25 protein-coding genes and 3 pseudogenes are annotated in these 25,087 nt (G+C 63.9%); 6 read left to right on the top strand and 22 right to left on the bottom strand.

Translation table 11 applies throughout. The features are described 5' to 3' along the window. Positions 1 to 9: 9 nt before the first annotated feature. A pseudogene (locus QZ378_RS04450) lies at positions 10 to 108 on the top strand (AbrB/MazE/SpoVT family DNA-binding domain-containing protein); the annotation flags it as partial. A gap of 535 nt (positions 109 to 643) precedes the next feature. Here the strand turns inward: QZ378_RS04450 and QZ378_RS04445 are convergent. From QZ378_RS04445 to QZ378_RS04405, 9 genes and pseudogenes are all read right to left on the bottom strand, one after another. Further along, the gene (locus QZ378_RS04445) at positions 644 to 955 is read right to left on the bottom strand and encodes a DUF1905 domain-containing protein (protein WP_291257444.1); all 312 of its coding nucleotides are present in this window, start codon (positions 953 to 955) and stop codon (positions 644 to 646) included. A gap of 24 nt (positions 956 to 979) precedes the next feature. Beyond that, positions 980 to 1,327 (bottom strand): annotated as a pseudogene (locus QZ378_RS04440) (DUF2200 domain-containing protein); the annotation flags it as partial. A gap of 495 nt (positions 1,328 to 1,822) precedes the next feature. After that, entirely contained in the window at positions 1,823 to 3,292 is a 1,470-nt protein-coding gene (locus tag QZ378_RS04435; RefSeq protein ID WP_291257442.1) for a sigma 54-interacting transcriptional regulator, read from the bottom strand. Between the two features lie 116 nt (positions 3,293 to 3,408). Continuing rightward, entirely contained in the window at positions 3,409 to 4,557 is a 1,149-nt protein-coding gene (locus tag QZ378_RS04430; RefSeq protein ID WP_291257441.1) for a hydroxymethylglutaryl-CoA reductase, degradative, read from the bottom strand. Positions 4,558 to 4,601: 44 nt separating this feature from the next. Beyond that, a complete protein-coding gene (locus tag QZ378_RS04425) occupies positions 4,602 to 5,891 on the bottom strand; it encodes a GntP family permease (RefSeq protein ID WP_291257440.1) in 1,290 nt (429 codons plus the stop codon). Between the two features lie 43 nt (positions 5,892 to 5,934). Next, entirely contained in the window at positions 5,935 to 6,807 is an 873-nt protein-coding gene (locus tag QZ378_RS04420) for an isocitrate lyase/PEP mutase family protein (RefSeq protein ID WP_191379601.1), read from the bottom strand. 37 nt (positions 6,808 to 6,844) lie between these two features. Then, the gene (locus tag QZ378_RS04415; protein WP_291257439.1) at positions 6,845 to 7,588 is read right to left on the bottom strand and encodes an SDR family NAD(P)-dependent oxidoreductase; all 744 of its coding nucleotides are present in this window, start codon (positions 7,586 to 7,588) and stop codon (positions 6,845 to 6,847) included. An 806-nt stretch (positions 7,589 to 8,394) separates the two neighbouring features. Beyond that, positions 8,395 to 9,147 carry a type III pantothenate kinase gene (locus QZ378_RS04410; RefSeq protein WP_291257438.1) on the bottom strand — a complete coding sequence of 251 codons (753 nt, stop codon included), beginning with the start codon at positions 9,145 to 9,147 and terminating at the stop codon, positions 8,395 to 8,397. Between the two features lies 1 nt (position 9,148). Continuing rightward, positions 9,149 to 9,841, bottom strand: a complete 693-nt coding sequence (locus QZ378_RS04405; RefSeq protein ID WP_191379604.1) for an ECF transporter S component — start codon at positions 9,839 to 9,841, stop codon at positions 9,149 to 9,151. A 253-nt stretch (positions 9,842 to 10,094) separates the two neighbouring features. Between QZ378_RS04405 and coaBC the strand changes: the two genes are divergently transcribed. Continuing rightward, positions 10,095 to 11,324: a bifunctional phosphopantothenoylcysteine decarboxylase/phosphopantothenate--cysteine ligase CoaBC gene (coaBC, locus tag QZ378_RS04400; protein WP_291257437.1), complete on the top strand. Its 1,230-nt coding sequence runs from the start codon at positions 10,095 to 10,097 to the stop codon at positions 11,322 to 11,324. A 186-nt stretch (positions 11,325 to 11,510) separates the two neighbouring features. Here the strand turns inward: coaBC and rpsR are convergent, their stop codons facing one another. From rpsR to QZ378_RS04350, 10 genes are all read right to left on the bottom strand, one after another. Then, entirely contained in the window at positions 11,511 to 11,750 is a 240-nt protein-coding gene (rpsR, locus tag QZ378_RS04395) for a 30S ribosomal protein S18 (RefSeq protein ID WP_087238992.1), read from the bottom strand. Between the two features lie 80 nt (positions 11,751 to 11,830). Then, complete coding sequence (gene ssb, locus QZ378_RS04390) at positions 11,831 to 12,322, bottom strand: single-stranded DNA-binding protein (protein ID WP_087238994.1); 492 nt, start codon at positions 12,320 to 12,322, stop codon at positions 11,831 to 11,833. A 16-nt stretch (positions 12,323 to 12,338) separates the two neighbouring features. Next, a complete protein-coding gene (gene rpsF, locus QZ378_RS04385) occupies positions 12,339 to 12,638 on the bottom strand; it encodes a 30S ribosomal protein S6 (RefSeq protein WP_087238996.1) in 300 nt (99 codons plus the stop codon). A gap of 148 nt (positions 12,639 to 12,786) precedes the next feature. Beyond that, positions 12,787 to 13,197, bottom strand: a complete 411-nt coding sequence (locus QZ378_RS04380; RefSeq protein ID WP_291257436.1) for a CPBP family intramembrane glutamic endopeptidase — start codon at positions 13,195 to 13,197, stop codon at positions 12,787 to 12,789. A gap of 132 nt (positions 13,198 to 13,329) precedes the next feature. Then, complete coding sequence (gene galU, locus QZ378_RS04375) at positions 13,330 to 14,202, bottom strand: UTP--glucose-1-phosphate uridylyltransferase GalU (RefSeq protein WP_087238998.1); 873 nt, start codon at positions 14,200 to 14,202, stop codon at positions 13,330 to 13,332. Positions 14,203 to 14,223: 21 nt separating this feature from the next. Next, the gene (locus QZ378_RS04370) at positions 14,224 to 14,739 is read right to left on the bottom strand and encodes a QueT transporter family protein (RefSeq protein WP_291257435.1); all 516 of its coding nucleotides are present in this window, start codon (positions 14,737 to 14,739) and stop codon (positions 14,224 to 14,226) included. A 152-nt stretch (positions 14,740 to 14,891) separates the two neighbouring features. Beyond that, positions 14,892 to 16,013, bottom strand: coding sequence for an SLC13 family permease (locus tag QZ378_RS04365; RefSeq protein WP_291257434.1), 1,122 nt, complete (start codon positions 16,011 to 16,013; stop codon positions 14,892 to 14,894). A gap of 143 nt (positions 16,014 to 16,156) precedes the next feature. Further along, positions 16,157 to 16,426: a hypothetical protein gene (locus tag QZ378_RS04360; protein WP_191379610.1), complete on the bottom strand. Its 270-nt coding sequence runs from the start codon at positions 16,424 to 16,426 to the stop codon at positions 16,157 to 16,159. Then, positions 16,419 to 16,724 carry a NifU family protein gene (locus tag QZ378_RS04355; RefSeq protein ID WP_191379611.1) on the bottom strand — a complete coding sequence of 102 codons (306 nt, stop codon included), beginning with the start codon at positions 16,722 to 16,724 and terminating at the stop codon, positions 16,419 to 16,421. The genes QZ378_RS04360 and QZ378_RS04355 overlap by 8 nt, the downstream gene beginning before the upstream one ends. 1 nt (position 16,725) lies before the next feature. After that, a complete protein-coding gene (locus tag QZ378_RS04350) occupies positions 16,726 to 18,099 on the bottom strand; it encodes a TraB/GumN family protein (protein WP_191379612.1) in 1,374 nt (457 codons plus the stop codon). Positions 18,100 to 18,310: 211 nt separating this feature from the next. Between QZ378_RS04350 and QZ378_RS04345 the strand changes: the two genes are divergently transcribed. Then, on the top strand, positions 18,311 to 18,559 hold the full coding sequence (locus QZ378_RS04345) for a helix-turn-helix transcriptional regulator (RefSeq protein WP_191528335.1): 249 nt from the start codon (positions 18,311 to 18,313) through the stop codon (positions 18,557 to 18,559). Between the two features lie 98 nt (positions 18,560 to 18,657). Here the strand turns inward: QZ378_RS04345 and udk are convergent, their stop codons facing one another. Continuing rightward, positions 18,658 to 19,275 (bottom strand): uridine kinase, encoded by a 618-nt coding sequence (gene udk, locus QZ378_RS04340; protein WP_191379614.1) that lies wholly within the window; start codon positions 19,273 to 19,275, stop codon positions 18,658 to 18,660. A gap of 345 nt (positions 19,276 to 19,620) precedes the next feature. Then, the gene (gene selD / locus QZ378_RS04335; protein ID WP_291257433.1) at positions 19,621 to 20,664 is read right to left on the bottom strand and encodes a selenide, water dikinase SelD; all 1,044 of its coding nucleotides are present in this window, start codon (positions 20,662 to 20,664) and stop codon (positions 19,621 to 19,623) included. Positions 20,665 to 20,797: 133 nt separating this feature from the next. Here selD and QZ378_RS04330 point away from each other — a divergent pair, with 133 nt between their 5' ends. Continuing rightward, positions 20,798 to 21,880 (top strand): hypothetical protein, encoded by a 1,083-nt coding sequence (locus QZ378_RS04330; RefSeq protein ID WP_291257432.1) that lies wholly within the window; start codon positions 20,798 to 20,800, stop codon positions 21,878 to 21,880. Positions 21,881 to 21,923: 43 nt separating this feature from the next. Here QZ378_RS04330 and QZ378_RS04325 read toward each other — a convergent pair whose 3' ends face one another. Continuing rightward, positions 21,924 to 22,811 (bottom strand): LysR family transcriptional regulator, encoded by an 888-nt coding sequence (locus tag QZ378_RS04325; RefSeq protein ID WP_291257431.1) that lies wholly within the window; start codon positions 22,809 to 22,811, stop codon positions 21,924 to 21,926. A gap of 685 nt (positions 22,812 to 23,496) precedes the next feature. Between QZ378_RS04325 and QZ378_RS04320 the strand changes: the two genes are divergently transcribed. Both QZ378_RS04320 and QZ378_RS04315 read left to right on the top strand, forming a co-directional pair. Further along, positions 23,497 to 24,495: a hypothetical protein gene (locus tag QZ378_RS04320; protein WP_291257430.1), complete on the top strand. Its 999-nt coding sequence runs from the start codon at positions 23,497 to 23,499 to the stop codon at positions 24,493 to 24,495. 3 nt (positions 24,496 to 24,498) lie between these two features. Beyond that, a pseudogene (locus tag QZ378_RS04315) lies at positions 24,499 to 25,087 on the top strand (DNA mismatch repair protein MutS); the annotation flags it as partial.

The following is a 25,087-nucleotide window of genomic DNA, read 5'->3' as shown; positions in this document are numbered from 1 at the left end:
GTTTGATAGATGAAAGCGACTGGAATCGTGCGCCGCATCGACGATCTCGGGCGCGTGGTCATTCCCAAGGAGATCCGCCGCACTATGCGTATCCGCGAGGGCGACCCATCACTGATATCATTGGCACCGTGGGAGCGGTTCTGTTCCGGCATGCTGGCTCTGGCCCGACGGCGGGGCTGGGGTGAAGTATAGTTCTCAGGATGTGTATGATGCGGATAATCCGGCACGCCGCCCGGCACAGCATCCTCATCATGCGGCAGGCCCCCGGAACTGCCATGGCTCCGGGGGCCTGCTTTGTTGCGCTATGGAGTTTCGTGGGCAGGATTCAGACCCAGGCTGGCCGCTTTCGGCTCCCGGCCTTCATGATCCACGGTATTGCTGCAGAGTCCGCCGCCGCTGCAGGCCATGATATCAGCGGGGGATGGCGACGGCAGACAACGGACTTTTGTCCCCCAGCCTCTTTATGGGCGGCATACGGGCCATCCTGCCCGTCCTCAGACTTTGTCTGCTAAATCTTGGCGCTGTCTTCCTCCCTGCAGCAAGGACGCAGGAAGACGAGTGCGCCTGCATCCGCAAACAGCCGCGGCACACCTGCATTTGAAGCGGGAAAGTCCGGCAGAGGAATCCTGCCTGCACGGAGAATTTACTCTCGCGCCTGGATTGTCAGGTGCACGGTGTCGCCGGCTCCCTTGCCCAGTCTGGTCCGAATGGACTTCAGCATACCCAAAATATAGCATACGCTTCCGTCATCATTTTTCAGGCCCATGTTGACGATGCTGCCGTCGTAGGGAATGCCGTCAAAGGTGGCGTGTACCTTGACGCGGCCCCTGCCGAACTCATCCCGGATATTCCATGGGAAGATCACGTAGGCACCGTCCTTCTCCGGCAGTACGTGGATGACCGCGTCATATTCATACCGTTTGCCCGCAGACGCCTCTTTCCGCCCTTCTGCCATCCGGCCCGCCCGGGTGTGCTCCCCCTGCCGCAGGATTTTTTCCATGGGCTTTCCCTTTGCCAGCTCGTCGATTAGCTTGTCCAGGCGGCGGATCTCGCGCATGAGGGGATCGGCTATCTCCTCCACCCGCACGCCGCAGACCACCCCTTTGATCAGCTCCCGCTCTGGATGGAGGCGTGGAGCGTTGGCAAAGAAAGCTCCATATGTGGTGTCCGTCTCCAGAAGCTCCTTCAGCTCCCCGGCGCTGTATCCGGTCAGCCAGGTTATCACCTGCTGTACCTCTTCCCGTGTACGGCCCTTTTTGACCGCTTTGGCCTCCAGCAGCGGGTAAAGCCTGGCAAAGCGCATCTCAGTTACCTGTTCATTGGTCATTGTCCTTACGCTCCTTTCCGCCGTATCCGTCGCAGAGCCAGGAGGGGCTATACCAACAACCAAGGACATCCCCCCTGCGGATCTGCTCCGCTGCGGAGGGGGCAGAGGCAGGCATCCAACGCCCGCAGCACCGTCCAGGCCCGGTGGCCTGGCTCAGATTTCTGCAGATCTGATTGGCCCCTCGGAGAGCCCTGACGGCGATCATATTTCCTTTGGGGGACAGGGACGGCCGTCCGGCCCCAAGACGCAGCGGAACCAGTTGTACAGTAGGTGCGGCAGGGCCGGTGACTCCTGAAAGTCCCGGAAGTGGCGGTAGCAGTCGGAGAACCGGGCCTCTGCCTGTTCCGCGACGGTCTGTGCGGAAGCGCTCCTGTATACGTCCGCCAATTGCAGTGATGTATAAATCCTAGCCAAAGGTACCGGATCTGTCAACAGTGTTCAGCCGCCCTGAGCCCGGGAAAATTTCCCGCAGCGTGCAGCCTGTGGAATCTCCGGTCATAAACCGGGAGGCATTTTCTGCGGAGGGGGAGATTCAGGATCTCTCCAATGGGATTTTTCCATCATTCCCAAGCGGTCCAGCTTCTTGTAGAGGCCGGAGCGGCCCAGCCCCACTTTTCGGGCTGCTTCGCGGACATTTCCACCGCAAGCCCGGAGAACCCGGGCCAGATAGGCCCGCTGGAATCGCTCCGTGGCGGCCTGTAGCGAGTTGTCCCAGAACTGCTCGGTCAGGGCGGACTCGTGACGGGCTCCCGCGAAAATAGAGGCGGTACCGACACCCAGGATATCGCAGACGTGGAGCTCGGTAATCACGTCGTCGGCTACGATCACAAACATGCGCTCGATTACATTGCGCAGTTCCCTGACATTTCCCGGCCAGCTGTAGTCCTGAAGGGCGGAAAGCGCAGCCCAGGAAAACTGTTTATGGGCGGAATACTTCTTGTTAAGCCGGCATAAAAACTGGGTTGCCAGCACGGCGGTATCCTCCCGCCGGTCCCGCAAAGGCGGGACCGTGATGGGGATGACGTTCAATCGGTAGAAGAGATCCTCCCGGAAGGAGCCCTCATCGGCCATGGCCCGCAGATCCCGGTTGGTGGCGGCTACGATGCGTACATTCACCTTTTTGATGCTGGTGCCGCCCACACGCTTGATCTCTCCGGTCTCCAAAACCCGCAGGAGCTTGGACTGCAGGGGGAGATTCAACTCACCGATCTCATCCAGAAAAAGAGTCCCGCCATGGGCCATCTCAAACAGGCCCACCTTTCCCTCTCTGCTGGATCCGGTAAAGGCGCCCTTGTCATACCCGAAGAACTCCGACTCCATCAGCTCCCGTGGGATGGCCGCACAGTTGACCGGAAGGAAAATCTGCTGTGCCCGCTGGCTGTGGCTGTGGATAAAGCGGGCAAAGACCTCTTTGCCGGTACCCGACTCTCCGTGGAGCAGAATGGTGCTGTCCAGCTGGGCGGCCCGTTCCGCCATGCGCAGGCACTCCTGGGTGGCTGCGCTCTCTGCTACCAGCTCGCCACCATTTTCCGCGTCATGGAGCACGTGATCCAGGGCCTGACGGACCACCTGATTCTCCCGCTGGACGCTGTACATGAAGTGCTCTACCACGGCGCGATTCTGGCTGAAGCTTACTACATATTGAATTTCTCCGTCTTTACCAAAGAGCGGCTTGGAATAGACCGCTGTGCTGCCACCAGGCAGGTTCACCAGTCGAATGGATTCTCGCTTGGTCTCTAAGACGTCAATCGTGGCCGCCCGGTCGGTGATACCCCTGCTAACCAATTCATGGATGGACATCCGCAGGAGTTGTTCCCGTGGAACCTTCAACGCTTGCACTGCATGGTCATTGACATAGATGACCCTCCCTTTGCCGTCTGTAACAAAGATGTTGCCAAAGCAGTTATCCAGCGTAAGGTTGAGCAATTTGTTGGTTGTCTCCAGCTCCTCTATGCTCCTGGACATATCCATTCCCCCTGTCAAAATCATCATATACTATTTTGGAATGGCTGTCACGAAAAATCGATAGGAACCAGCAGCACTCCGCGGATGCGGAGTGCTGCTGATTCTTTGCATTCATTTTAGGTTTCTTGTCTGCGCTCCAGCGAGGGCACGAACTCCGCCTGGAGGCCGCCGGTGGCCAGTGTGCGCAGGGTCCAGAGGTTTTCCGCCAGACCCGTAGCCGCGATGACCATGCCCAGCTCCGCTGCAGACTCCACGTGCATCATGCGCAGCAGCAGCCCCGCCATGGGGTGGGTACGGGTGGTGCCGCCCACAATGCCCACCGCCATGGGCAGTTCGATCATCCCCTCCAGATCTCCGGAGGCAGTCCGCTCCCAGCAGGTGATCGGACGATACACACCGCTGCGGCTGGCATAGGCGTGGGCCCCGGCCTCCAGGGCCCGGATGTCGTTTCCGGTGGCACAGGCCACAGGGCTGGCGCCGTTCATGGTGCCCTTGTTGCTGGTGCAGGCCCGGAAGGGGTCATTCCAGGCGAAGGCGTGGGCCGCCAGAACCCCATCCACTACTGCGCTGCCGCCAAGGACTTCTCTGCTTACAGAGACACGAACCCGTGCCAGGCGGTGAACGGCCAAATTAGAGAGAATACGGAGGTACGCCTTACCCCCTGTAATTTGAGCCAGCAGCGGGGCCACCTTTTCCGCCATGGTATTTACCGCATTGGCGCCCATGGCATCTTTGGTATTCACCAGCAGCTGCGTGATGACCATACTCCCAACTTCTGTGTCCAGGGGCTTTGCCTCAACGTCGAATGCTCCGCCGCCCAGAGAGACCAGAACCGGGTCGGCCTGGTTGGCCAACTCCAGAATTTCCCGCTTGTGCTCCAGGATCTTAAGGCAAGCAACATGTGGGCTGGTGACCTGGGTAATCTGTATCTGGGAGATCATGATGGAGCCGGTATAGGTTGCATGGAACCCACCGCACTGGGCGGCCAGATCAGCCCCTTTCTCCGCGCAGCTTACCACCCAGGGCTCCTCGCACACCATGGGAACCAGATATTCCTTCCCATTGACCACCATACCGCGGACCACGCCGATGGGGAGGGCATAGGTGCCGATGACGTTGTCAATCATGCTGTCGGCGACCTCCAGGGGCAGGCCGCCCCCCTGCCGGAGAAGTTCCCGCTGTTCCGGAGAGAGACCGGCGGCCTGGGCCGTCCACTCCTGGCGCTCCTCTGCGCTCATGGAGGAGAAATCCTCAAATCGATCCATTGCAGCACTCCTGTCACGGTGTTTTCCGCCGGACGACGGATGCATCAGTACATAACGGTGGCCAGCGCAATACCGATGGCGGCCACAATCACGGTCAGGACAACAGTAGTGACAAAAATCTGCTTATAGGACTCCTTATGCGTCATACCCGCCAGGGTGAGCAGAACCACCACAGCGCCGTTGTGGGGCAGGGAGTCTAGGCCGATGGCGCTCAGGCAGCCGATGCGGTGGAGCACCTCGGCGGAGATGCCCATCTCCAGATACTGAGGTGCCAGGTTCTCCAGGGCAATGGCCAGGCCGCCGGTGCCGGAGCCCGCAGCGCCGGCCAGGATGGTGGTGGTGAGGCCGTAGGAGATCAGCGGCGGGGCGTCCAGACTGAGCAGAGCCGCACTGAGGGTGGCGTAGCCGGTGCTGGCGCTGACCACGGCACCGTAGCCCACAATACACCCGGTGGTGATAGCGGCACTCATGGCGCTCTGAACAGAGTCACCCAGCAGGCTGGGGACGTTCTTGACGTTCTTGAAAAACAGAAGCGCACAAGCCGCGCTGCCGGCCAGCATGGAGATGAGAACGTTGATCTGTAGCCCCACCAGAAGGACGATGATAACAAGAATGGGGATCAGGGCTACGATGGGATTGATGTTGGAGCCCGCCTCATCGGCCTTGGAAAGGGCCTCCAGGGTGGCCGTATCGGCGGTAAATCCGTCGCCCACAGCCCGGGCCCGGGCCGCCTCCCAGTACATGTACACACAGGTTGCAGCAATGCCGATGATGCCGCAGATGATACCGAGGGTGGCGCCGGCGGTAACGGTGGTGCCCAGGTAGGGGATTGGAGTCACATTGATGGTCTGGGGCGTGCCGGGCAGGGCCGCGGCGGCGAAGGTAAAGCAACCCGCGGCGATGGCCCCGGGAATCAGCCGACGGGGCAGATTGGCCCGTTTAAATACAGCCAGCGTCAGGGGGTACATGGTAAAGGCGATAACCAGGGCGGAGATGCCGCCATAGCACAGAACCATACCGGCGAAGAGTACGCCCAGAATGGCGAACTTTTCACCCAACAGATTGGCCAGCCCCCGGGCAATGGCAGCAGCGGCGCCGGTGCTCTCCATCATCTTGCCGAACAGGGCGCTGACGAAGAACAGCAAGAAAAAGTTCTTGACGTAGTTGGCCGTGCCGGTCATAAAGGTCTCGCTCATAGCGGTGACAACGTTCTGTCCGTCCAGAACCGCCAGGACAATGCTGGCGATAATGGAGGCAATAACGATATTGACCTTTTTGAACACCAGGAACATGACCAGCGCCAGAGTCAGAATCACAAAAATCACAGACAGCATTGCAGACTCCTCTCTTCCGTGAAAACGGATGGTATGCGCCGGTTTATTTGAGGTATTGCTTTTCTCCGTGGTATTTATCCATCTGATCGTAATATTTCTGCAGGGGCAGGAGCTTGAGCAGCTCGTCCTCGTCAAACTTGGCGTCCACCTTGGTCATGTCCCGGGTCTCAGCAAACTTTTTCAGGGTGTCCCGGACCGCGGTAAAGGCGGCGTAGATGGTGTTGGGCCAGTAGACGGACATGCAGGCTCCCGCCTCGGTCTCCTGATCGATGGAGTCCTCATATTTGATGGGGGTAGTGACCACGGGGCCATGAATGCGGTGCCGCCACTCTTTCATGCCACGGATGGAGCCAGGGAAGGTGATGAAGCAGGCGTCGGCGCCGGCGTCCAGATAGGCGTTGCAGCGGTCGATGGTCTCCTCCAGGTCATTTTTGAGCCAGAGGGCGTCGGTACGGGCGATGATCACAAAGTTCTTGTCCTTGCGGGCCTCGCACATGGCGTGGATGTGGTCCACCATGACCTCCTTGGACATGTCGATGGGGCCGGTGGACACGTGCTTGCCGATGATGCCGTCCTCCACCTGGATGCCGGAGGCTCCGGCCGCCTCAAACTCATGGACGGTGCGCCAGATATTACCGGAGTGGAACCACCCGTTGTCCACGTCGCAGATGAGGGGGAGGTCCACCTCTTTGGCGATCTCATAGGCCAGGGGGAGCAGATCCTTCAGCTGCACCAGTCCCACATCGGCCAGGAAGAACTGGGACGCGCCGGTGATAAAGCTGCCGGTGTATACCACAGGAAAGCCGGTTGCCTCGATGAGCTTGGCGCTGAGCAGGTCATAGGCACCCAGGACAGGCACACACTCAGGGGCGGCCATCAGTTCCCGCAGGCGTACTCTCTTCTCATACATATCCATATAAATGCTCTCCTTTCTGAATAGCGCGGCAGTTTCCTCAGATCATGGACATGCCGCCGTTGACATTGATGGTGGCACCGGTGATGAAATCGCTCTCATCACTTGCCAGGAAGAGGGCCGCACCGGCCACATCCTTCACGCTGCCCAAGCGATGCAGTGGGACGTTCAGAGAGGCGTCGGCAGAGCCCAGGGTCTCCGTCATGGCGGTCAGAATCGTGCCGGGTGCGATGCAATTGCAAGTAATGTTATACTCGCCCACCTGTTTGGCCACCGCCTTGGCCCAGCAGATGACGCCCGCCTTGGAGACAGGGTAGGTTGCCTCGGTGAACACGCCGCCCACCTGGCCGGCTACAGAGGCCATGTTGATGATCTTGCCGGATTTGTGGGCCTTCATCACCGGGATGACACACTGGGTCCCATAGATCGTCCCCATCAGATCAATGTCCAGTACTTTCCTCCACCGCTCTGGTGTGATGTCCTCCACCGGGCAGGCAGGCAGCGTGATGCCGGCGTTGTTCACCAGGATGTCCACGGTGCCGAACTCAGCCACGCAGGTATCCACCACCCGCTGGAGTGCCTCCTTTTGGGCCACGTCGCAGCCCACGGCCACGGTGCGCACGCCGGTCTCCTTCATAATCTCCTCCGCCAGGGCGGCTGCCTTGCCCTCGTCAAGATCTGCCAGAACCACATGGCAGCCATCCCGGGCAAAGGTACGGGAGATCTCCGCCCCAATTCCGTTGGCGGCTCCAGTTACAATGGCAACTTTGTCTTTCAGTCTCATAGACTACTCCTCCTTCAGATAAGGGCTGCAACATTTCGATAAAGGCTGCTGCATACATTCTGTTTTATTAGCAAATTCTGCGCCAAAATCCCTCTCCGAAATTATGGGCGCAGGAAAGCCTTGCCGCAGCAGTGCTTTCCCGCGTTCTGTCTTCAGACTCTGCACATTGGCGGTCCCCACAGTTCCGCTTGCAGTCTACAATCGGAGACATATCTGACCACTTCCGGAGACTCTGGTAATCTTGGAGACCGCCGCCAAGCGGCGCATAGGATCCAGATTTTCCGGGAAAAACGCGGCTCTGTCCCGTCCACCCGCTGGCAATGAGAGCCCGGAATCCTTAGCAAAATAAATGAACTGGTCCCGTAAAGGCAGGCAAACAGACAAAACACCCCCTGTACAGGAACATACTCCTGTACAGGGGGTGTTGGTATGTTTCTTGGAAATACATACATATCCAAGAATTGGGGGAGAAATGCTGGTCATGCAAGAGGCGTGTGCAGCGCGGCAAGAGATAGCAGATTATCTCGGATTGGATCACCCGGTAAAGCTGGCTGCAAAAATCACATCGTATGTCAGCACAGAGCAGAGCACCCAGTGTCCGCCATATTCCGATTTTCAAGGCATACTGTGTCTTTCCATGATCCGGAATCTCTGTAACAGTACTCAAGACAGTATGCACTGATCGGCGCAAACCGGCTGCCTTTGCTCAAACCAGCGAGATGATTGACCGCCATGCCAATTTTCACAACCATAGGCTCATCCAGCTAAAGACTGGAGAGGCGCCGCTCGCGCGGCGCCTCAGCCTGTCACGGCTCCTGCCGCAGCCACAGCTCCCGCAGACCCAGGTGGGTGAGCATGGGCTCCCACACCACCGGGATGCGCAGCAGAGGGCGCACATAGGCGCCGTTCCCCCCTGTGAGCACCACCGTAAGTGGGCCGAACTGCTCCTCCAGCCGGGCCGCAATCCCCTCCACGGCCCCGGCGGCGCCGTAGATGGCGCCGTATCTCATACAGCGCTCCGTATCGGTGCCCACAAGCCCCTCCGGCGGGGAGAGGGTGACCGGGGGAAGCTGGGCCGCCCTGGCGCTGAGGGCGTCCAGGGAGAGGGACAGGCCGGCGAGGATCATGCCGCCCCGGAACACCCCCTCCCTGTCCACCACCGACAGGGTGGTGGCGGTGCCCATGTCAAACACGGCCAGGGGCGGGGCATACCGGGCCAGGGCGGCCACACAGTCCACCACCCGGTCCATGCCCAGGGCCGCCCCGTCATAGTCCCCCAGGGGCAGGCCGGTGGGGGTATCCCTGCCCACCGTCAGCACGCGCCCGCCCGTGACGCAGGCGAGGGCATCGGCCACCGGGCCGGTGAGGGCCGGCACCACCGAGGACAGCGCCGCCCCGCGGAAGGGGCCCTCCCCGGCCAGCAGGGTCCTCAGGGCGGCGGCCCAGTCCCAGGGCCCCTCCTCCCGGCCGGCGGGCAGGCGGCGCAGGAAGGCCGGCCGCTCCCCCGAAAAGCCGGCCACGGCCACGGTGGTGTTGCCGATATCCACTGTCAGCAGCATGTCAGACCGGCTGCCCGGCGGCGGGGAGCACCCGCCGCTCCAGCTTGAGGGCCTTGACCAGGGGCACGCACACGGCGGGGGTGACCACGGCGGCCACGGCGGCCTCCGGGATGCCGTTGGCGGCCACGATGCCCATGGCAAAGCCGGTGACGGCCTCCGCCGGGATGCCCTGGGCCGCGGCGTAGGCCTCGGTAAAGAGGACGCAGATGGAGCCCATCACCAGGGCGGTGTTGGTGAAGGCCCCCACCACGCCGGCCAGGGCCATGGTGCCGGCCTGCACCCCGGCGCCGCGCCTGCCGGGCAGGCGGCGGAACAGGGCGTACACCAGCCAGGGCGTCACCCCCACCAGGATGCGCGGCACAAAGCAGATGAACAGGGCCCAGGGGCTGCCCCGATCCAGGCCGGGGGCCGGAATGAGAGGGGTAAAGACGAAGGAGGACAGGCCGGGCACCAGGGTGTTCTTCAGCAGGCTGGCCAGCCCGAACATGCCGCCGAGAAACGCCCCCTTCTTCGGCCCCAGTAGGATGGAGCCGATGATCACCGGCACGTGGAGCACCGTGGCCTTGATGACCGGCAGATCAATGAGGCCCAGCGGGGTGAAGGTGAGTAGGAAAATGATGGCGGTGAACATGGCCAGGATGGCCAGGCTCTGCACCTGCCGGGTGCGCTGCGCGCGGGTCTGCGTGTGTTTCATATGCAATTTCCTCCTGCTGCCGTTCCCGTCCTGCGGGATACAGCGCAAAATTTATGCGGCCGCCGCGGGCAGGGGCGGGATCTTCCGTCTCACATCTGAGTACAGAGATCCTCTGTCCGAAGCAGCCAAAGCCATTATAGGCAATCCGCCCACAAAATGCAACGGCATTGTGGAAAGGTGCCGGAATTTCTGCTATAATACTGGACAAACCCAGACGCCGGGGCGTCCGCCCCGGGCAAAGGAGTGCTTTTTTATGCTGAAGGGGAAAACCGTGCTGCTGGCTGTCACCGGCGGCATCGCCTGCTATAAATCCGCCGGCCTGGCCTCCGCCCTGGTGAAGCGGGGCGCCAATGTCCATGTGCTGATGACCCGGAACGCCACCGAGTTCATCGGCCCCCATACCTTTGAGTCCCTGACCGGCAACCGCGTGAGCGTGGACACCTTCGACCGGAACTATCCGTTCCAGGTGGAGCACATCGCCCTGGCCGACCAAGCGGACGCGGTGCTGGTGGCCCCCGCCACGGCCAACGTGCTGGCCAAGCTGGCCCACGGGCTGGCGGACGATATGCTCACCACCACCATCCTGGCCTGCGACTGCCCCAAGCTGGCGGCCCCCGCCATGAACACCCGCATGTATGAGAACCCGGTGACCCAGGACAACCTGGCCCTCCTGCGGCGGTACGGCTGGCAGCTGATTGAGCCGGCCAGCGGTCGGCTGGCCTGCGGCGCGGTGGGCAAGGGCAAGATGCCGGAGCCGGAGGAGCTTCTGGAGTACGTGGAGCACGCCATAGGCCACGGGCGGGACATGGAGGGCCTGCGGGTTCTGGTCACCGCCGGCCCCACCCAGGAGGCGCTGGATCCGGTGCGCTATCTCACCAACCACTCCACCGGGCGCATGGGCTACGCCATCGCCCGGGCCGCCGCCGCCCGCGGGGCGGAGATCACGCTGGTGTCCGGCCCCACCGGCCTGAGAAAGCCCGTCTGCGTGGACACGGTGGATGTGGTGTCCGCCCAGGACATGTTTGAGGCGGTCACCGCCCGGGCCGCCGGGCAGGACATCATCATCAAGGCCGCCGCCGTGGCCGACTACCGGCCTGCGGTCTGCTCGGAGGACAAGCTCAAAAAGGGCGGGGACGACGCGGCGCCCTCCCTGCCTCTGGCCCGCACCAGGGACATTCTGGCCTGGCTGGGGGAGCACAGGGCGCCGGGGCAGTTCCTGTGCGGGTTTTCCATGGAGACGCGGGATCTGGTGGAAAACTCCCGGAAGAAGCTGGAGAAAAAGCACCTGGATCTGATCGCCGCCAACAACCTGCGGGATCCCGGGGCGGGCTTCGGCACCTCCACCAACCTGCTTACCCTCATCGCCCGGGATGAGACCGTGGAGCTGCCCCTCCTGGACAAGGAGGAGGCCGCCCACGCCCTGCTGGATCACATCCTCGCCCGGCGGCAGCGGGCATCCGTCCGGGACACTCCGGGCACCTGAGCCTGCATGCCCGGAGCAGCGGTTCCTGTCGATACGTACAAAACAGCTGAATGTCGTCTGCATAATGCCGCGCCCCATCCCGCAGGGCCGGGAAACGCTGTCTTTCTGTTTCCGCCGTACTGCCGTACTTTTGTACAGCAAAACACCCCCGAGCTGGTCCAGGACCGGCTCGGGGGCATTCCTTTTTTAGTCGGTGACGAAGGGCAGCAGCGCGATCTGACGGGCGCGCTTGATGGCCTCGGTCAGCTGACGCTGATGCATGGCGCAGGTGCCGGTGGTGCGGCGGGGCAGGATCTTGCTCCGCTCAGACAGGAACCGGCGCAGCTTGGCCGCGTCCTTGTAATCGATGTGCTCCACCTTGTCCACACAGAAGGTGCAGACCTTGCGGCGCTTGCGGCCGCGGGGGCGCTCTCTATCCATAGCCATAACAGGAAACCTCCTTTACCACGGGCCTGTAGCCCGTCTTGTTTTTGATGGCCCGCGCCGGGCGCGGGTTGTGTTCGTGATCAGAAGGGCAGCTCGCCGTCGTCGTCATCGGACAGCTCGGCGAACTGGTCGCCGCCGCCCATGGGGGCCGCGTAGCCGCCGGCCGCCGGAGCCGGGGGCGGCGCATAACCGCCGGCCGGGGCGCCGAATCCGCCGGACGGAGCGGCGTAGCCGCCCGCCTCCGCGTCCCGCTTGGAGTCGCCGAAGTACACGTTGTCGGCCACCACCTCGGCGGCGCGGCGCTTGTTGCCGTCCCGGTCAGTCCAGTCACGCAGCTGGAGCCGGCCCTCCACCACGGCCATGCGGCCCTTGGTGAAGTAGCGGGAGACAAACTCGGCGGTCTGCCGCCAGGCCACGATATCGATGAAATCGGTGGCCTTCTCGCCGGTGTTTCTGTCCTTGAAGTCCCGGTCCACCGCCAAAGAGAAGGACGCCACGGGGGTGCCCGTCTGGGTATGGCGCAGCTCGGGGTCGCGGGTCAGCCGGCCCATGAGAATAATCCGGTTCAGCATCTCTGCCTGCCCCCTCTTACTCGTCGTCCTTGCAGACGATCAGGGAGCGCATGACGCCGTCGGTAATGCGCAGGATACGATCCAGCTCGCGGGGGAACTCGGGCTTGGCGCTGAAGGTCATCAGCACGTAGTAGCCCTCGGTCAGGTCGTTGATGGGATAGGCCAGGTGGCGCTTGCCCCACTCGTCAACCTCCGCCAGGGTGCCGTTCTGCTCCACCAGGGTCTTGAACTTGGCCACCATGGCCGCGGTAGCCTCCTCATCCAGGTTGGGGTTGAGGATGTAGACCACCTCGTAGTTTCCGCTCAGTTTTGCCATTTGTTTGCACCTCCTTATGGACATATGGCCCCCGCCCTCTGCGGGGGCAAGGATGTGCCTGTTCTTTGAAACAAGCTATATTATTATATAGGATTCCCACCGGAAGTCAAGGGATTTTTCCCATTTTCCGCGAAAAAATCTCCTCTGATCAGCTCCCGAAGGTGTTGACCGCCATGTGGAGCAGCAGGGACGGGCAGATCCGCCCGCTTTTATACCTGGCCGCGCCGAAGAGCAGGCCGAAGGCCGTGCCGGCCAGCACCTTCCACACCGCCGCCTCCAGGGGCGCCGCCGGACGGCCCAGCAGGGCGGTGCGCCACAGGATGGAGGGCACATACCCCAGGTGCCACAGGCCGAACAGGGCGGCCGAGCCCAGATACGCCGCCTTTTCCCCGTATCTCTCCAGAGCACGCCACACCCAGCCCCGGAACAGCAGCTCCTCAAACAGCGGCGTCAGCAGCGCCCCGCAGGCCAGGCTCAGCAGGCCGGGGCCGCCCTCCGGCAGCCGGAGCCCCTGGAGCAGGGCCAGCCCGGCGGTGATTCCCAGCAGCCGTTTTGCCACGGCATCCACCTCCTCCGGTCTGATGGCCCCATTGTACCATCCCGCCCCGGGGAAGTTTTTGCTTTTTTCTGAATTCTGCACAGCAAACAGGGGCCCGCGCTGTGCGCGCGGGCCCCTGCATTTCCACACAATTTACCTGAGCTCCCCGGCCTTCTCTTTCAGAAAGTGCTTCAGCCACGCCCCGGTGGCCGGATGATCCAGGGCGAAGTCGATGGTGGCCTCCAGGAAGCCGCACAGGTTGCCGGTGTCGTAGCGGCGGCCCTCAAAGTCCACGGCCACCATGCGGTGGCTCTGACACAGCTCCCGCAGGCCGTCGGTGAGCTGGATTTCCCCGCCGTAGCCGGGGTGCACATTCTCCAGAATGTCGAAGATCTCCGGGGTGAGCACATACCGGCCCAGAATGGCGTAGTTGGAGAACCGCTGCTCCGGAGTGGGCTTCTCATTCATGTCGGAGACCTCAAAAATCCGCTCCTCCAGGGGGGAGACCTTCACGGAGGAGTAGCGGGAGATGGCCTCGGTGGCCACCTGCTGCACCCCCACGGCGGAGGCGCCGTATTTCTCCGCGGCCTCCACCAGCTGGAGGGTCACAGGCTTTTTCGCCCGCATGATGTCGTCGCCCAGCAGCACGGCAAAGGGCTCGTCCCCCACGAAGCGGCGGGCCCGGCCGATGGCGTGGCCCAGACCCTTCGTCTCCTTCTGGCGCACATAGAAGATGTTGGCCAGGTCGGCGGCCCGGCGCACCTCCACCAGCTCCGACTCCTTCCCCGCCTGGAGCAGGCGGGTCTCCAGCTCCGGGTAGTAGTCAAAATAGTCGTCCATGGCCGACTTGGCCCGGTTGGTGACGATCAGGATGTCCTCGATGCCGGCGGCCACCGCCTCCTCGATGATATACTGGATCACCGGCTTGTCCACCATGGGGAGCATCTCCTTGGGGACGGTCTTGGTGGCGGGGAGCATCCGGGTGCCCAGCCCGGCGGCGGGGATGACAGCCTTGCGTACTTTCATAAAGAGATCTCCTTTATCGTATTAGAGCCGCGCCAGCCGCTTCTGGGGGATGAGGGCGCGGAGAGGAGTGACCTGGGGCAACGCAGAAATGAGGATAGATCCCAGAACATAACAGGCTATCAGCTCCCCCAGGCCCACGGTAAATGCGTTGAACGCATAGGCAGCGGGAAAGGCACTGGTAAAACCGGTCTCAAACCAAGCCACTTCTGCCCCCACAATAACAGCGTTGCATAGCACCGGGGGGAGAGGGGCCAACCAGCGATTGGGCATCCGCTGAGTCAGCAGGCAAGCCAACAGCGTTGCCAGTGTACCGCACAGAATATCCAGCGGATAGGGAGAAAACAGGTTGGCGATAAAGCACCCCACCACCAGACCCGGTGTTGCCCCAGGGAAAAAGAATGGGAGGACGGTGAGCGCCTCCGCCAGTCGGCACTGGATGGTGCCAAACTGTGGGATGGGAAGGGTGACCGTCAGTACAGCGTATACTGCGGCGATGACAGCGGCCATTGCGAGCTTTTGAACCTTGGAATTGCGCATGGGTTGAGTTACCTCCATTTTGGTATTTAGAGAACGGCGGGCGGCCTTCCGGGCCGAAACCGCCGAACGAACACGGCACAGCCGTGCTTGGACCGGGTGTGGAAACCAGTCGGAGGTATTGTACCATGTTTTGAGGGGGAAGTAAAGGCCGCCTACCCCAAAAGCAGGGCGGCGGCGGTCAGGAGCAGAAGGAAGGCCGCGTTCCACAGGGTGAAGCTGCGGAGAAAGCGTCCCTTGCGGTCGGGATACTGGGCGGCGTAGAACTTGAAGGTGATCAGGCTGGCCAGGGAGGCCACCAGGGTGCCCAGCCCGCCCAGGTTGACGGCGGTGAGCAGGGCGGCGAAATTCTGCGTAAAGCCGGAGAGCAGAATGGCCGCCGGCACGTTGCTGATCACCTGGCTGGCCAGGACGCCGGCCAGCAGCTCGTGCCCGCCCACCAGGGAGAGCAGCAGATCGTTGAGGGCCGGGATGCGCTTGAGGTTGCCGATGAAGATGAAGAAGCACAGGAAGGTGAGCAGGAGGAAGTAGTCCACCGACCGGAACAGCCTCCGGTTCACCGCCAGCACCACTGCCGCCACGCACAGGAGCACGGGGACGAAGCCCACCACCCGGAACACCACCAGCAGGCACAGCGCCAGCAGGAGCAGATAGGGCGCCAGGGCGGACAGGGGGGCGGCCTCTCCCTCCTCCTCCGGCCGCTCCTCCCCCAAAGGCTCGTCCCGCTGGAGCAGCAGGACGGCCAGCAGCAGCACCAGGGACAGCCCGGCATAAGGGAGCACCGCCCGGGCGAACTGGGCCATGGTCAGCCCGGCGGCGGAGTAGAGATAGAGGTTCTGGGGGTTGCCGATGGGGGTGGCCATGCTCCCCAGGTTGGCGGCAATGGTCTCCAGCACCACCAGGGTGAGCACACGCCCCTCCCGCCGGATCATACGGAACACCAGCAGGGTGAAGGGCACGAAGGTGATGAGGGTCACGTCGTTGGTGATCACCATGCTGCAGAAGAAGCACAGCAGCACCAGGGCTATGCTCAGCTCCCGCAGGCTGCCCGCCCGCCGCAGCAGGGCGCGGCCCAGCCGTTCAAATACCCCCAGGGAGCGGAAGCCGGCCACGATGAGCATCAGGCAGAACAGCAGGGCCAGCGTCCGGTAATCCGGGTAGGACAGATAGGCCGCGTCCGGCCGCACCGCCAGGGCGGACAGGACGGCCAGCACCAGGGAGACGCAGAACACCGTCTCCCGCTGAAACAGCGTTTTGACTTGATTCAGGAGGGTCATCGCGGGGCACTCCTCTCCGTGGAATTTCCTCCGCCCGGCATACCGGGCAAACGAGCACCATTATAGCCCCCGCTGCCGGGAAAAACAAGGACGCCGGAGGGAGAAATTTCCCCCTCCGGCGTCCGGAATTTACAGCTCTTTGCCTATTGGGCCCGGCGGATGGCCTCCTCCGCCCGGCGGAAGTCGCCGGCGGTGCGGATCATCACCTGCTCCCGGCCGGAAAGGCCGGTCAGATCGGCGCAGCAGGCCGTGCAGCCGCCCACCACCAGGAGTACGCCGTACTCCTGGCCCGGCTCCGCGGCCCGGAAGCCCGCCGAGGGGCACGCCCGCGCCAGCGCCTCCACCCCGGCTACCCGGTCAAACCTGGGGTTGCAGCCGCCGCAGTAGCGCACGCCCACCGTCACCTCAGCCATGGCCGTTCTCCCGGCTGTGGTTCAGAATGGCCCGGGCCTGATCCAGCAGATCCCGGCTCACCTCCTGGATGAGCACCACCTGCTTCACCTCGGGCACGGCGGCACAGACCTCCTCCTGAATGAGCTGCTCGGTGGTAATGGCGGCGGAGGGGCAGCCGGAGCACTGGCCCAGCAGCCGCACCCGCAGCACCCCGTCCTCCAGGCTCGCCACCTCCACCTCGCCGCCGTGGCCGTGGAGGTAGGGCCGCACCCGGCCGGCCAGCACCTGCTCAATCCGTTCTCTCAGCTTCCCGTCCATCTCAGGGCACCAGCTCCACGGTGTAGCCCAGCTCCCGCAGGCCGGAGACGATGCCGCCGGGATCCACCATGTGGCCCGCGCCCACGGCCAGGAAGAAGGTGTTCTCCCCCTCGGTCTCCAGGTACTCCGCCGCCGCCGCGATCATGCCCGGATCCCGCTCGGTGAACAGCTTGGCGTTGAGCTCGTCGTCGCTGTTGAGGATGGCCTGCTTGTCGTAGACCGCCAGGAAGGCCTCGGGATCCCGGTTCTTCCAGGCGTCGAACATGGCGGCGATCTGCGCCTCCTGGGCCTGGGCCAGCGCCTGGGCCTCCTCGCTGACCGTCTCCCCGCTGAGGGCGGTCTCATACATGGCCAGGCTGCTGTCCAGATAGGCCTCCTGATACTCGGCGGACAGTCCGTCGAAGATGCCGCCCTGGAAGGCGTAGGTCTCTACGGCGTCGATGGTCTTGCCGGCGTTCACCGCGTAGGCGTTGATGTAGGAGTCCACGGCCATGGCGTTGGCGCTGGTGGTATCGTCCTGGAGGCTCAGCACCCCGAAGGTGGAGGCCAGGGCCCAGGGCTTGTAGCTGTCAAAGTCATTGGGCCCCATGCCCAGGGCCACCGCCGCCGCCTGCACCCGCGCGTACAGCTCGGGACTGATGTGGTCGGCCAGGGTGGTGCCGTCGGAATAGGTCTGGAGGGAGGCCAGCAGGGTCATGCCCTCCTGGTCGTTGAGATCCAGCTCAAAGCTCACCACCTGTGCCGCATTCAGGGCGTCCCGCACAGACTTGTGCAGGGGGTAGGCGTTGCTGCGATCCATGTGGATGGTGCCCAGCAGGTAGAGGGTGTTGTCCCCGTTGACAGCCTTCCAGAGCAGACCCCTGGAGCCGGCGTCGTTGGCGTCGTAGACCGCCAGGATCAGCCGCTTGGCCATGGTCATGGCCTCCTGATAGGTACAGGGGCGCTCCTCATTCAGCTCGCCGCTCCGGTCGCCCTGCACCACGCCCAGGCCGGTGAGGAAGGCCTCCGGGCCATCCTCCACGCCGTCGATGTCGTAGGCCGCCGCCTCCTGATACAGGGCGTTCATCACGCCGCCCCGGGTGGTGTCCACCACCAGCCCGGCGGTATCCGCCTCCCGCTGGGGCAGCTCCAGCACCGCCAGCTTGTCGGCCACGATGCCCGTCATGGTTTCCAGCTGCTCGGCCGTGACCGTGCTCTGGATGTAAGTGGTATAGCTGTCATCCACCAGGCCCAGGGCATAGCTGTCGGCCAGCTCCGCCACCGCCCAGGCGTCGGGCAGCTGGGGCGCGGGTTCCTCCGCCGCCAGGGCGGGCACGGCCAGCAGAGCCGCGGACAGCGCAAAGGCCGCCGCGCGGCGCATCCAGTTGAATTTCATACGCTGCTTCTCTCCTTACTTTTGTAAAGTTTGCTTTGCATCCATAATGTAGCATAGGCCGGCCGTCCCGTCAACTTAAATTTTCCTTAAGGGCCTCCCGGCTTTGCTTCCGTTTTAGAGACAGGTATACCAGTTATAAACTAGTATTGACTAAGTTTTAGCATGTAATAATCTGCCTGCCAAGATGATACCCTTAATTTGGGTGAGACAGATGAAGAGCAAAAACGACCTGGCCCGGTTCCGGGACTACTATATCGCCATCGGCATCCGCATCTCCTACTTCCGCAGGCTGCGGGGCCTGAGCCAGGAGCAACTGGCGGAGCGGGCGGGGATCAGCCCCGGGTTCCTCTCCCAGGTGGAGGCCCCGGATATGGCGGTGGGCATCTCCCTCAATACACTGTTCCTGATCGCCGAGGCACTGGATATCCCGCCCTACAAGCTGCTGCAGATAGAGGAATAGGGCCATTGGGAAAAAGGGCGCACTGCATGACTCTGCAGTGCGCCTTTTTTACAGGCTGAGACCTGCGGCAATTTGCGTGGCGGTACTTCTCTTTTCGCTCATCTCTGTTCAATGTGGCTCTTGACCCGCTGGATGATCATCTCCAGGGCCACGGCGTTCTTGCCCCCCTCGGGGACAATCAGGTCGGCGTAGCGCTTGGAGGGCTCCACAAACTGCTCATGCATGGGCTTGACGGTGGTGAGGTACTGCTGCACCACCGAGTCCAGAGAGCGGCCCCGCTTCTTCACATCCCGCACGATGCGCCGCAGAATGCGCACGTCCGCGTCGGTGTCCACGAAGATCTTGATGTCCATCAGTGACCGCAGGACGGGATCCACGAAAATCAGGATTCCCTCCACCAGCACCACCTTGGCCGGGCGGACTTCCACCGTCTCGGCGGCCCGGTTGTGGACGGTGTAGTCGTAGGTGGGGCTGTGCACCGTCTCCCCCCGCTGGAGGGCCCGCAGATCCTCCACCAGCCGCTCCGTATCAAAGGCATCCGGGTGGTCGTAGTTGAGCTTGCACCGCTCCTCATAGGGCATCTCGTCGTGCTGCCGGTAATAGTTGTCGTGGTAGAGAATGGACACGTCCTCCCCGAAGCGCTCCTTCAGGCGCAGGGTCAGGGTGGTCTTGCCCGAGCCGGTGCCCCCGGCGATGCCGATAACCATGGTGTTCAATGTTTCCGCCCCCAGTTTCCCCAATTTTCTACAGTAATATCTGCTGAATAAACCGCGAAGCGGTTTATTCGCGCGGCACTGCCGCGCAATGCTTTCCACAATCGCCGATTTCGGCAATTGCGGGAAGCATTCAGCCATTGCTGCAATGCGTCCTCCTGCGGCGGCATGGATATGCCGCCGCAGGGAGTGTAAGGGTTTTGGGCTGTTTCAGCCCAAAACCTTTGCACCTGAACAAAGCCAATGGGCCTTGAACGCCTTGGCTTTCAAGGCTTGCGGCTTTGTTCCGTACGCATTACAGTATAGCACGCGGCGGCGGGAGGCACAACCCTCCCGCCGCCGCATTTGCTACGGTCTGACCACAATTTTTTTGTCCCCCGGCGGGCACACCCGGCCCACGGCTGCGGCGGTGACGCCGGCATCCGCCAGGCGGCGGAGCAGCTCGCCGGCCCTTTCCTCCGGGATGCTGAGCAGCAGGCCGCCGGAGGTCTGGGGGTCGTAGAGGCAGTCCAGCACCGCCTGGGGCACGGCGCTGTCCGCCACCGCCTCCGGCCCGGCAAAGTCCCGGTTGCGATAGGCCCCGGCGGGGATGATGCCGTCCCGTGCCAGCTCCAGGGCCTGGGGCAGAAAGGGCACTTTCCCGGCCCACACCTCCGCGGTGCGGCCCGAGCCCTCCGCCAGCTCCTTCAGGTGGCCCAGCAGGCCGAAGCCGGTGATGTCGGTGCAGGCATGGGGGCACAGGGGTGCGGCGGCCTGCGCGGCGGCCTTGTTGAGGGCCGCCATCTGCTCCACCAAGGCCCGATAGGCCTGTTCATCCAGCAGCTCCGCCTTGGCGGCGGTGGTGAGGATGCCGGTGCCCAGGGGCTTGGTGAGCACCAGGATATCCCCCTCCCGGGCGCCGGTGTTGGTGAGCACCCGGTTCGGGTGAACCAGTCCGGTGACGCACAGGCCGTACTTGGGCTCCGCGTCCTCAATGCTGTGGCCGCCGGCGATCACCGCGCCGGCCTCCGCCGCCTTGGCCGCGCCCCCCTCCAGAATGGCGCCCACCGCCTCCCGGGGCAGGCAGCCGGGGACGGCCAGCAGGTTCATGGCCAGCCTGGGCTCGCCCCCCATGGCGTACACGTCAGACAGTGCGTTGGCCGCGGCGATGCGGCCGAAGTCATAGGGATCGTCCACCACCGGTGGGAAGAAGTCCACGGTCTGCACCAGGGCCAGCTCATCGCTGAGGCGGTAGACGGCGGCGTCGTCGCTCTCGTCAAAGCCTACCAGCAGGTTGGGATCAGAGATCCGGGGCAGCCCGGACAACACGGATTTCAGGGCACCCGGCCCCAGCTTGGCCCCTCACCCGCCCGCCGTGGTCATGGCGGTCAGGCGCAGCTTCTCATACGGCATATCGTCACCCCCTCTCGCGGATTCGTCTCCAGTGTACCCCATTTCGCCCCAAAAGGCAACGGGGAAAGCGCACCCCCGTTTCCGCCGGCGCATAGGCTGGAGCGGAAAAATTCAACTTCTGGAGGGGTCACGCATGCAAACAGAACCGAAGGTGTGTTTTTACCTGGGGGCCAACTCCCCCGGCGGCTTCTATTCCCTGTACGACGAGCTGCTCCGCCCCGAGGAGGCCCGGAGCATCTACATTCTGAAGGGCGGCCCGGGCTGCGGCAAGTCCTCCCTCATGCGCCGGGTGGGAGCGGCCATGGAGGAGCACGGCCTGGACGTGGAGTACATCGTCTGCTCCGGCGACCCGGACTCCCTGGACGCGGTGGTGATCCCCGCCCTGAAAACCGCCCTGGTGGACGGCACCGCGCCCCATGTGGTGGAGCCCAAATACCCCGGCCTGGTGGAGGAGTATGTGAACCTGGGGGCGTGCTACGACCGGGAGGGCCTGCAGGGGGTGCGGGACGGGCTGATGGGCTGCATGAAGGGCTACAAGGGCTGCTATCAGCGGGCCTACCGCTGCCTGACGGCGGCGGCCCAGATCGGGGAGGATGTGCGCGCCCTGCTGCTCACCCCGGCGGTGGAGGCCAAGATGGCCAAGCGGGCCCGGGGCATCCTGTCCCGGGAGATCAAGAAGGGGGACGGGGAGGCCGGCCGGGCGGTGCGCCGCTTCCTGGGGGCGGTGACCTGGAAGGGCGCCCTGTGCAATTTTGAGACGGTGGAGGCCCTGTGCAGGCGGGTCTACGAGCTGTCCGACCCCTACGGCATGGCCCATCCCATGCTGAGCCAGCTGGCCGCCGGGGCCCTGGCGGCGGGGCATGACGCGATCCTCTGCCCCTCCCCCCTGTATCCCGACCGGCTGGAGCATCTGCTGCTGCCCGGCCTCTCCCTGGCCTTTGTCACCGGCACCCCCGCCCTGCCCTGGCCCAAGCGCCCCTACCGCCGCATCCGGGTGGACGCCATGGCGGACGCGGAGCTGCTCCACCGCAGCCGGGCCCGGCTCAAGTTCTCCCGCAAGGTGTCCGCCGCCCTGGTGGACGAGGCGGTGGACTCCCTGGCCCAGGCCAAGGCCATGCACGATGAGCTGGAGAAGCTCTACAACCCCCACGTGGACTTCGGCCGGGTCTATGAGAAGGCGGAGGAGATTATTTCCTCCCTGACCGCCCAGATGTAACAGCGGGCCGCCGCGAAACCGCGGCGGCCCCTTTTTGATCCGGCTATGCCTTCCCCCACAGCTGGCGGGACACCTGCCGCAGCTCCGCCTCAAAGGCGCTGTCCTTTCGCCAGAGGAAGGTGAACTCGTGGGAGACACGGCAGTCGGTGAGGGCCACCGGGTACAGCGTCCCCGCCGCCAGCTCCGCCTCCACCGCCCGGCGGTAGAGGAAGGTGATGCCGCAGCCCGCCTTCACCAGCTCCTTGATCACGTAGAGATCACTGATCTCCACCACCCGGCCGAAGTCCTCCACCCGGTGGTTGCGCTCCTCCAGCACCCGCTCCAGCACGTCCCGGGAGCCGGAGCCGGGGCTGCGCAGCAGCAGGGTCTCCCCGAACAGGGCGTCCAGAGGCCGGGCCGGGGCGCCGGCCAGGGGGCTGTCCGCCCCGCAGACGCACAGGAACTCCTCCAGCGACCAGACGATGTAGTCGTACTCGCTCTTGCGGAAGTAGCCCTCCACCACCGCGAAGTCCAGCTCCCCGGCGTTGAGCTTTTGCAGCAGATTGCGGGTGTTATCCACCGTCATGTGGAGCTCCACGTCCGGGTTGGCCTTCAGATAGGCCGCCAGCCGGGGCGGCAGCAGATACTCCCCCACCGTCAGGGTGGCCCCGAAGCGGAGGGCCCGCCTTCCCTGGCGGAGATCCGCCAGCTCCCGCTTCAGCTTCTCCTCGTCATGGCGCATGGTGAGGGCCGCCCGGCGGAGCAGCTCCCCCTCCGGCGTCAGGGTGAGGCGCTTGCTGCGGTAGTCCAGCAGCCTGACGCCATAGTAGGTCTGGAGGTGCTGGATGTGCTGGGTCACCGCCGGCTGGGTGATGTTCAGCTCCTCCGCCGCCCGGGTATAGCTGCCCAGGCGGCATACCGCCAGAAAGGTCTCCATCCGAAAGTCCTGCATGCCCTCTCCCCCTTTTCCCCCAGTATACTCCATCCGGTCCCCGGGGAAAAGGGGGAGTTTTGCACCGGCCGGCGGAAATGCCGCGTGCCAAATTTGCAGGATTATTTTCCAATGATGCATTTTGGGATTGGTTTCATGCCGTGGGATGTTCTGTGGGGCCCCGCCGAAGCCCAGCGGAGGGAATGAGCTTTCGCGCTTACGCGGAAGCGAGCGATCCGCAGCTTGGGCCGACGATGTAGGGGCGACCTGTGGTCGCCCGCTTGCCCGCGTATCCACCAACCCGTGGGGCGCGACGACCTCGGCGCGCCATCCGCCTGCCGGGATGCCCCCGGGGGCGCGCCTGCGCGGCGGGCGCACCGCTTTTGCTGTCAAAAGCGGTGGGAAAACCACCAGGGCCTGCGGGCCGCCGTCGGTGCCATGCCTCTGAAAAAGCATGGTGATTCCGGCGGCTTGGAGATGCTGCGGCCGACAGGATATCTGAGGGCAGATCCCGGGCGGTCGTTTGAATACAATTTTGCACCTCACCTCAGTTTATTTTGCAAAAACAGCAGGCACGCAAGGTCTGAACCGCCCGGGGTGTCCTGCCCCGGGCGGACTTTTTTCTCCCCATTGACAGAATCCCTGCACGGCTCTTATAATGGCGGTGTCAAAACAACCAGAAACAGCATGGAAGGGAGGCCATGTTTTGAAACATCTGTTAGCGCCGCTGGTGGGGGATGCCTCGCCGGTGACGGTGATCGGCCTGTGCAAGAACGCCGGCAAGACCACCGCCATGCGCCGCCTGATGGCGGAGCTGGGGGAGGAGTGCCTGGGCCTGACCTCGGTGGGCCGGGACGGCGAGGGCACCGACCTGGTGACGGGCACGGAGAAGCCCGACCTGTATGTCAAGCGGGGAGATCTGTTCGCCACGGCCAAGGGGATGCTCTCCCTGTGCGACGCCACCCTGGAGGTGGTGGATCTCACCGACGTGATGACTCCCCTGGGCCCGGTGGCGGTATTCCGCACCCTGTCCGACGGGTATGTCCAGCTGGCGGGGCCCTCGGCGGCCGGGCAGCTGCCCCCCCTGACGAAGCGGTTCCAGGAGCTGGGCGCCCAGCGGGTACTCATTGACGGGGCCGCCGGGCGCAAGTCCCTGGCCGGCGCCGGGGTGGAGGGAGTGGCCCTGCTGTGCACCGGCGCGTCCCTGGATCGGGACATGGAGCTGGTGGTGGCGGAGACCGTCCACACCTGCTGGCTCTTCGCCCGGAAGCGGCCGGAAAATCCGGCCCTGTGCGCCGCCCTGGACAGGCAGAATGCCCGCTTCGCCCTCTTTACCCCAGAGGGGGAGCCGGTGGAGCTGCCCCTGGACGAGACCGGCGGGCCCAAGTGGGCCAAGCTGCCCCGGAAGCCCCTGGTGGTGTGGGCCGGCGGCGGCATCATGGATCCCCTGCTGAAAACCCTGGCCCGGCGGGGAGCCCCCACCACCCTGGTGGCGGCGGACGCCACCCATGTGCTGGCCGGCCGCTCCGCCCTGGAGCAGTTCCTGCGCTGCGGCGGGGAGATGCGGGTGCGCAAGGAGCTGACCATCGCCGCCGTGGCGGCCAACCCCTGGTCGGCCTACGGCTGGCACTTTGAGCCGGACAAGTTTATCGCCGCCCTCCGGGAGGTCATCGACCTGCCGGTGGTCAACGTGAAGGAGGACTGAACCATGGAACTGACCCATGAACTGCGGGAGAACGCGGGCTTTCAGTGGGTGCTGGAGCGCCTGAGCCCCATGTCTCCCTTCGGCAAGCAGGCCGCCCGCAATCCCCGCTGGTACGGCCCCGGCGACGAGGCCGCCCTGGAGGAGGAGCTGGACAACGTGGCCCTGGCCATGGAGCTGTGGGCCGCCGGCGGCACCAGGCCCCAGCCGGTGGACAGCTGCGGCTGCGAGGCCCCCCGGGTGAACCCCGCCGAGCTGAAGGACTCCGCCGCCGCCCTGCGGGGGGTGACCCGGTGCCTGCCCCTGTTCCACGACATCCGGGGCTCCTTCGACCGGGATCCCGGCGCGCCCTTCGACCTGGTGGAGCTGTTCGAGCTCAAGCACTTCCTGGTCACCCTGGAGCAGGTGGTGCAGGCCTACGCCAAGATGCCCCCCATGTCCGGCATCGCCTTCCCCTCCCTGGCCGACGCCCTGGAGCTGATGGATCCCGAGGGCCGCCGCCTGCCCACCTTCTCCGTGGTCAACTCCTACCACAACGACCTGGCCCCCCTGCGGGCGGAGAAGGCCAAGCTGGAGAAGGCCATCCGCATGACCC

Origin of the sequence: Flavonifractor sp. (genome assembly GCF_019422385.1) — a bacterium.
In the GTDB taxonomy this organism is placed as follows: Bacteria; Bacillota; Clostridia; order Oscillospirales; family Oscillospiraceae; genus Flavonifractor; species Flavonifractor avistercoris.
Note: the sequence above shows the minus strand (reverse complement) of the source record. Positions and strands in the feature narration are given on the sequence as shown.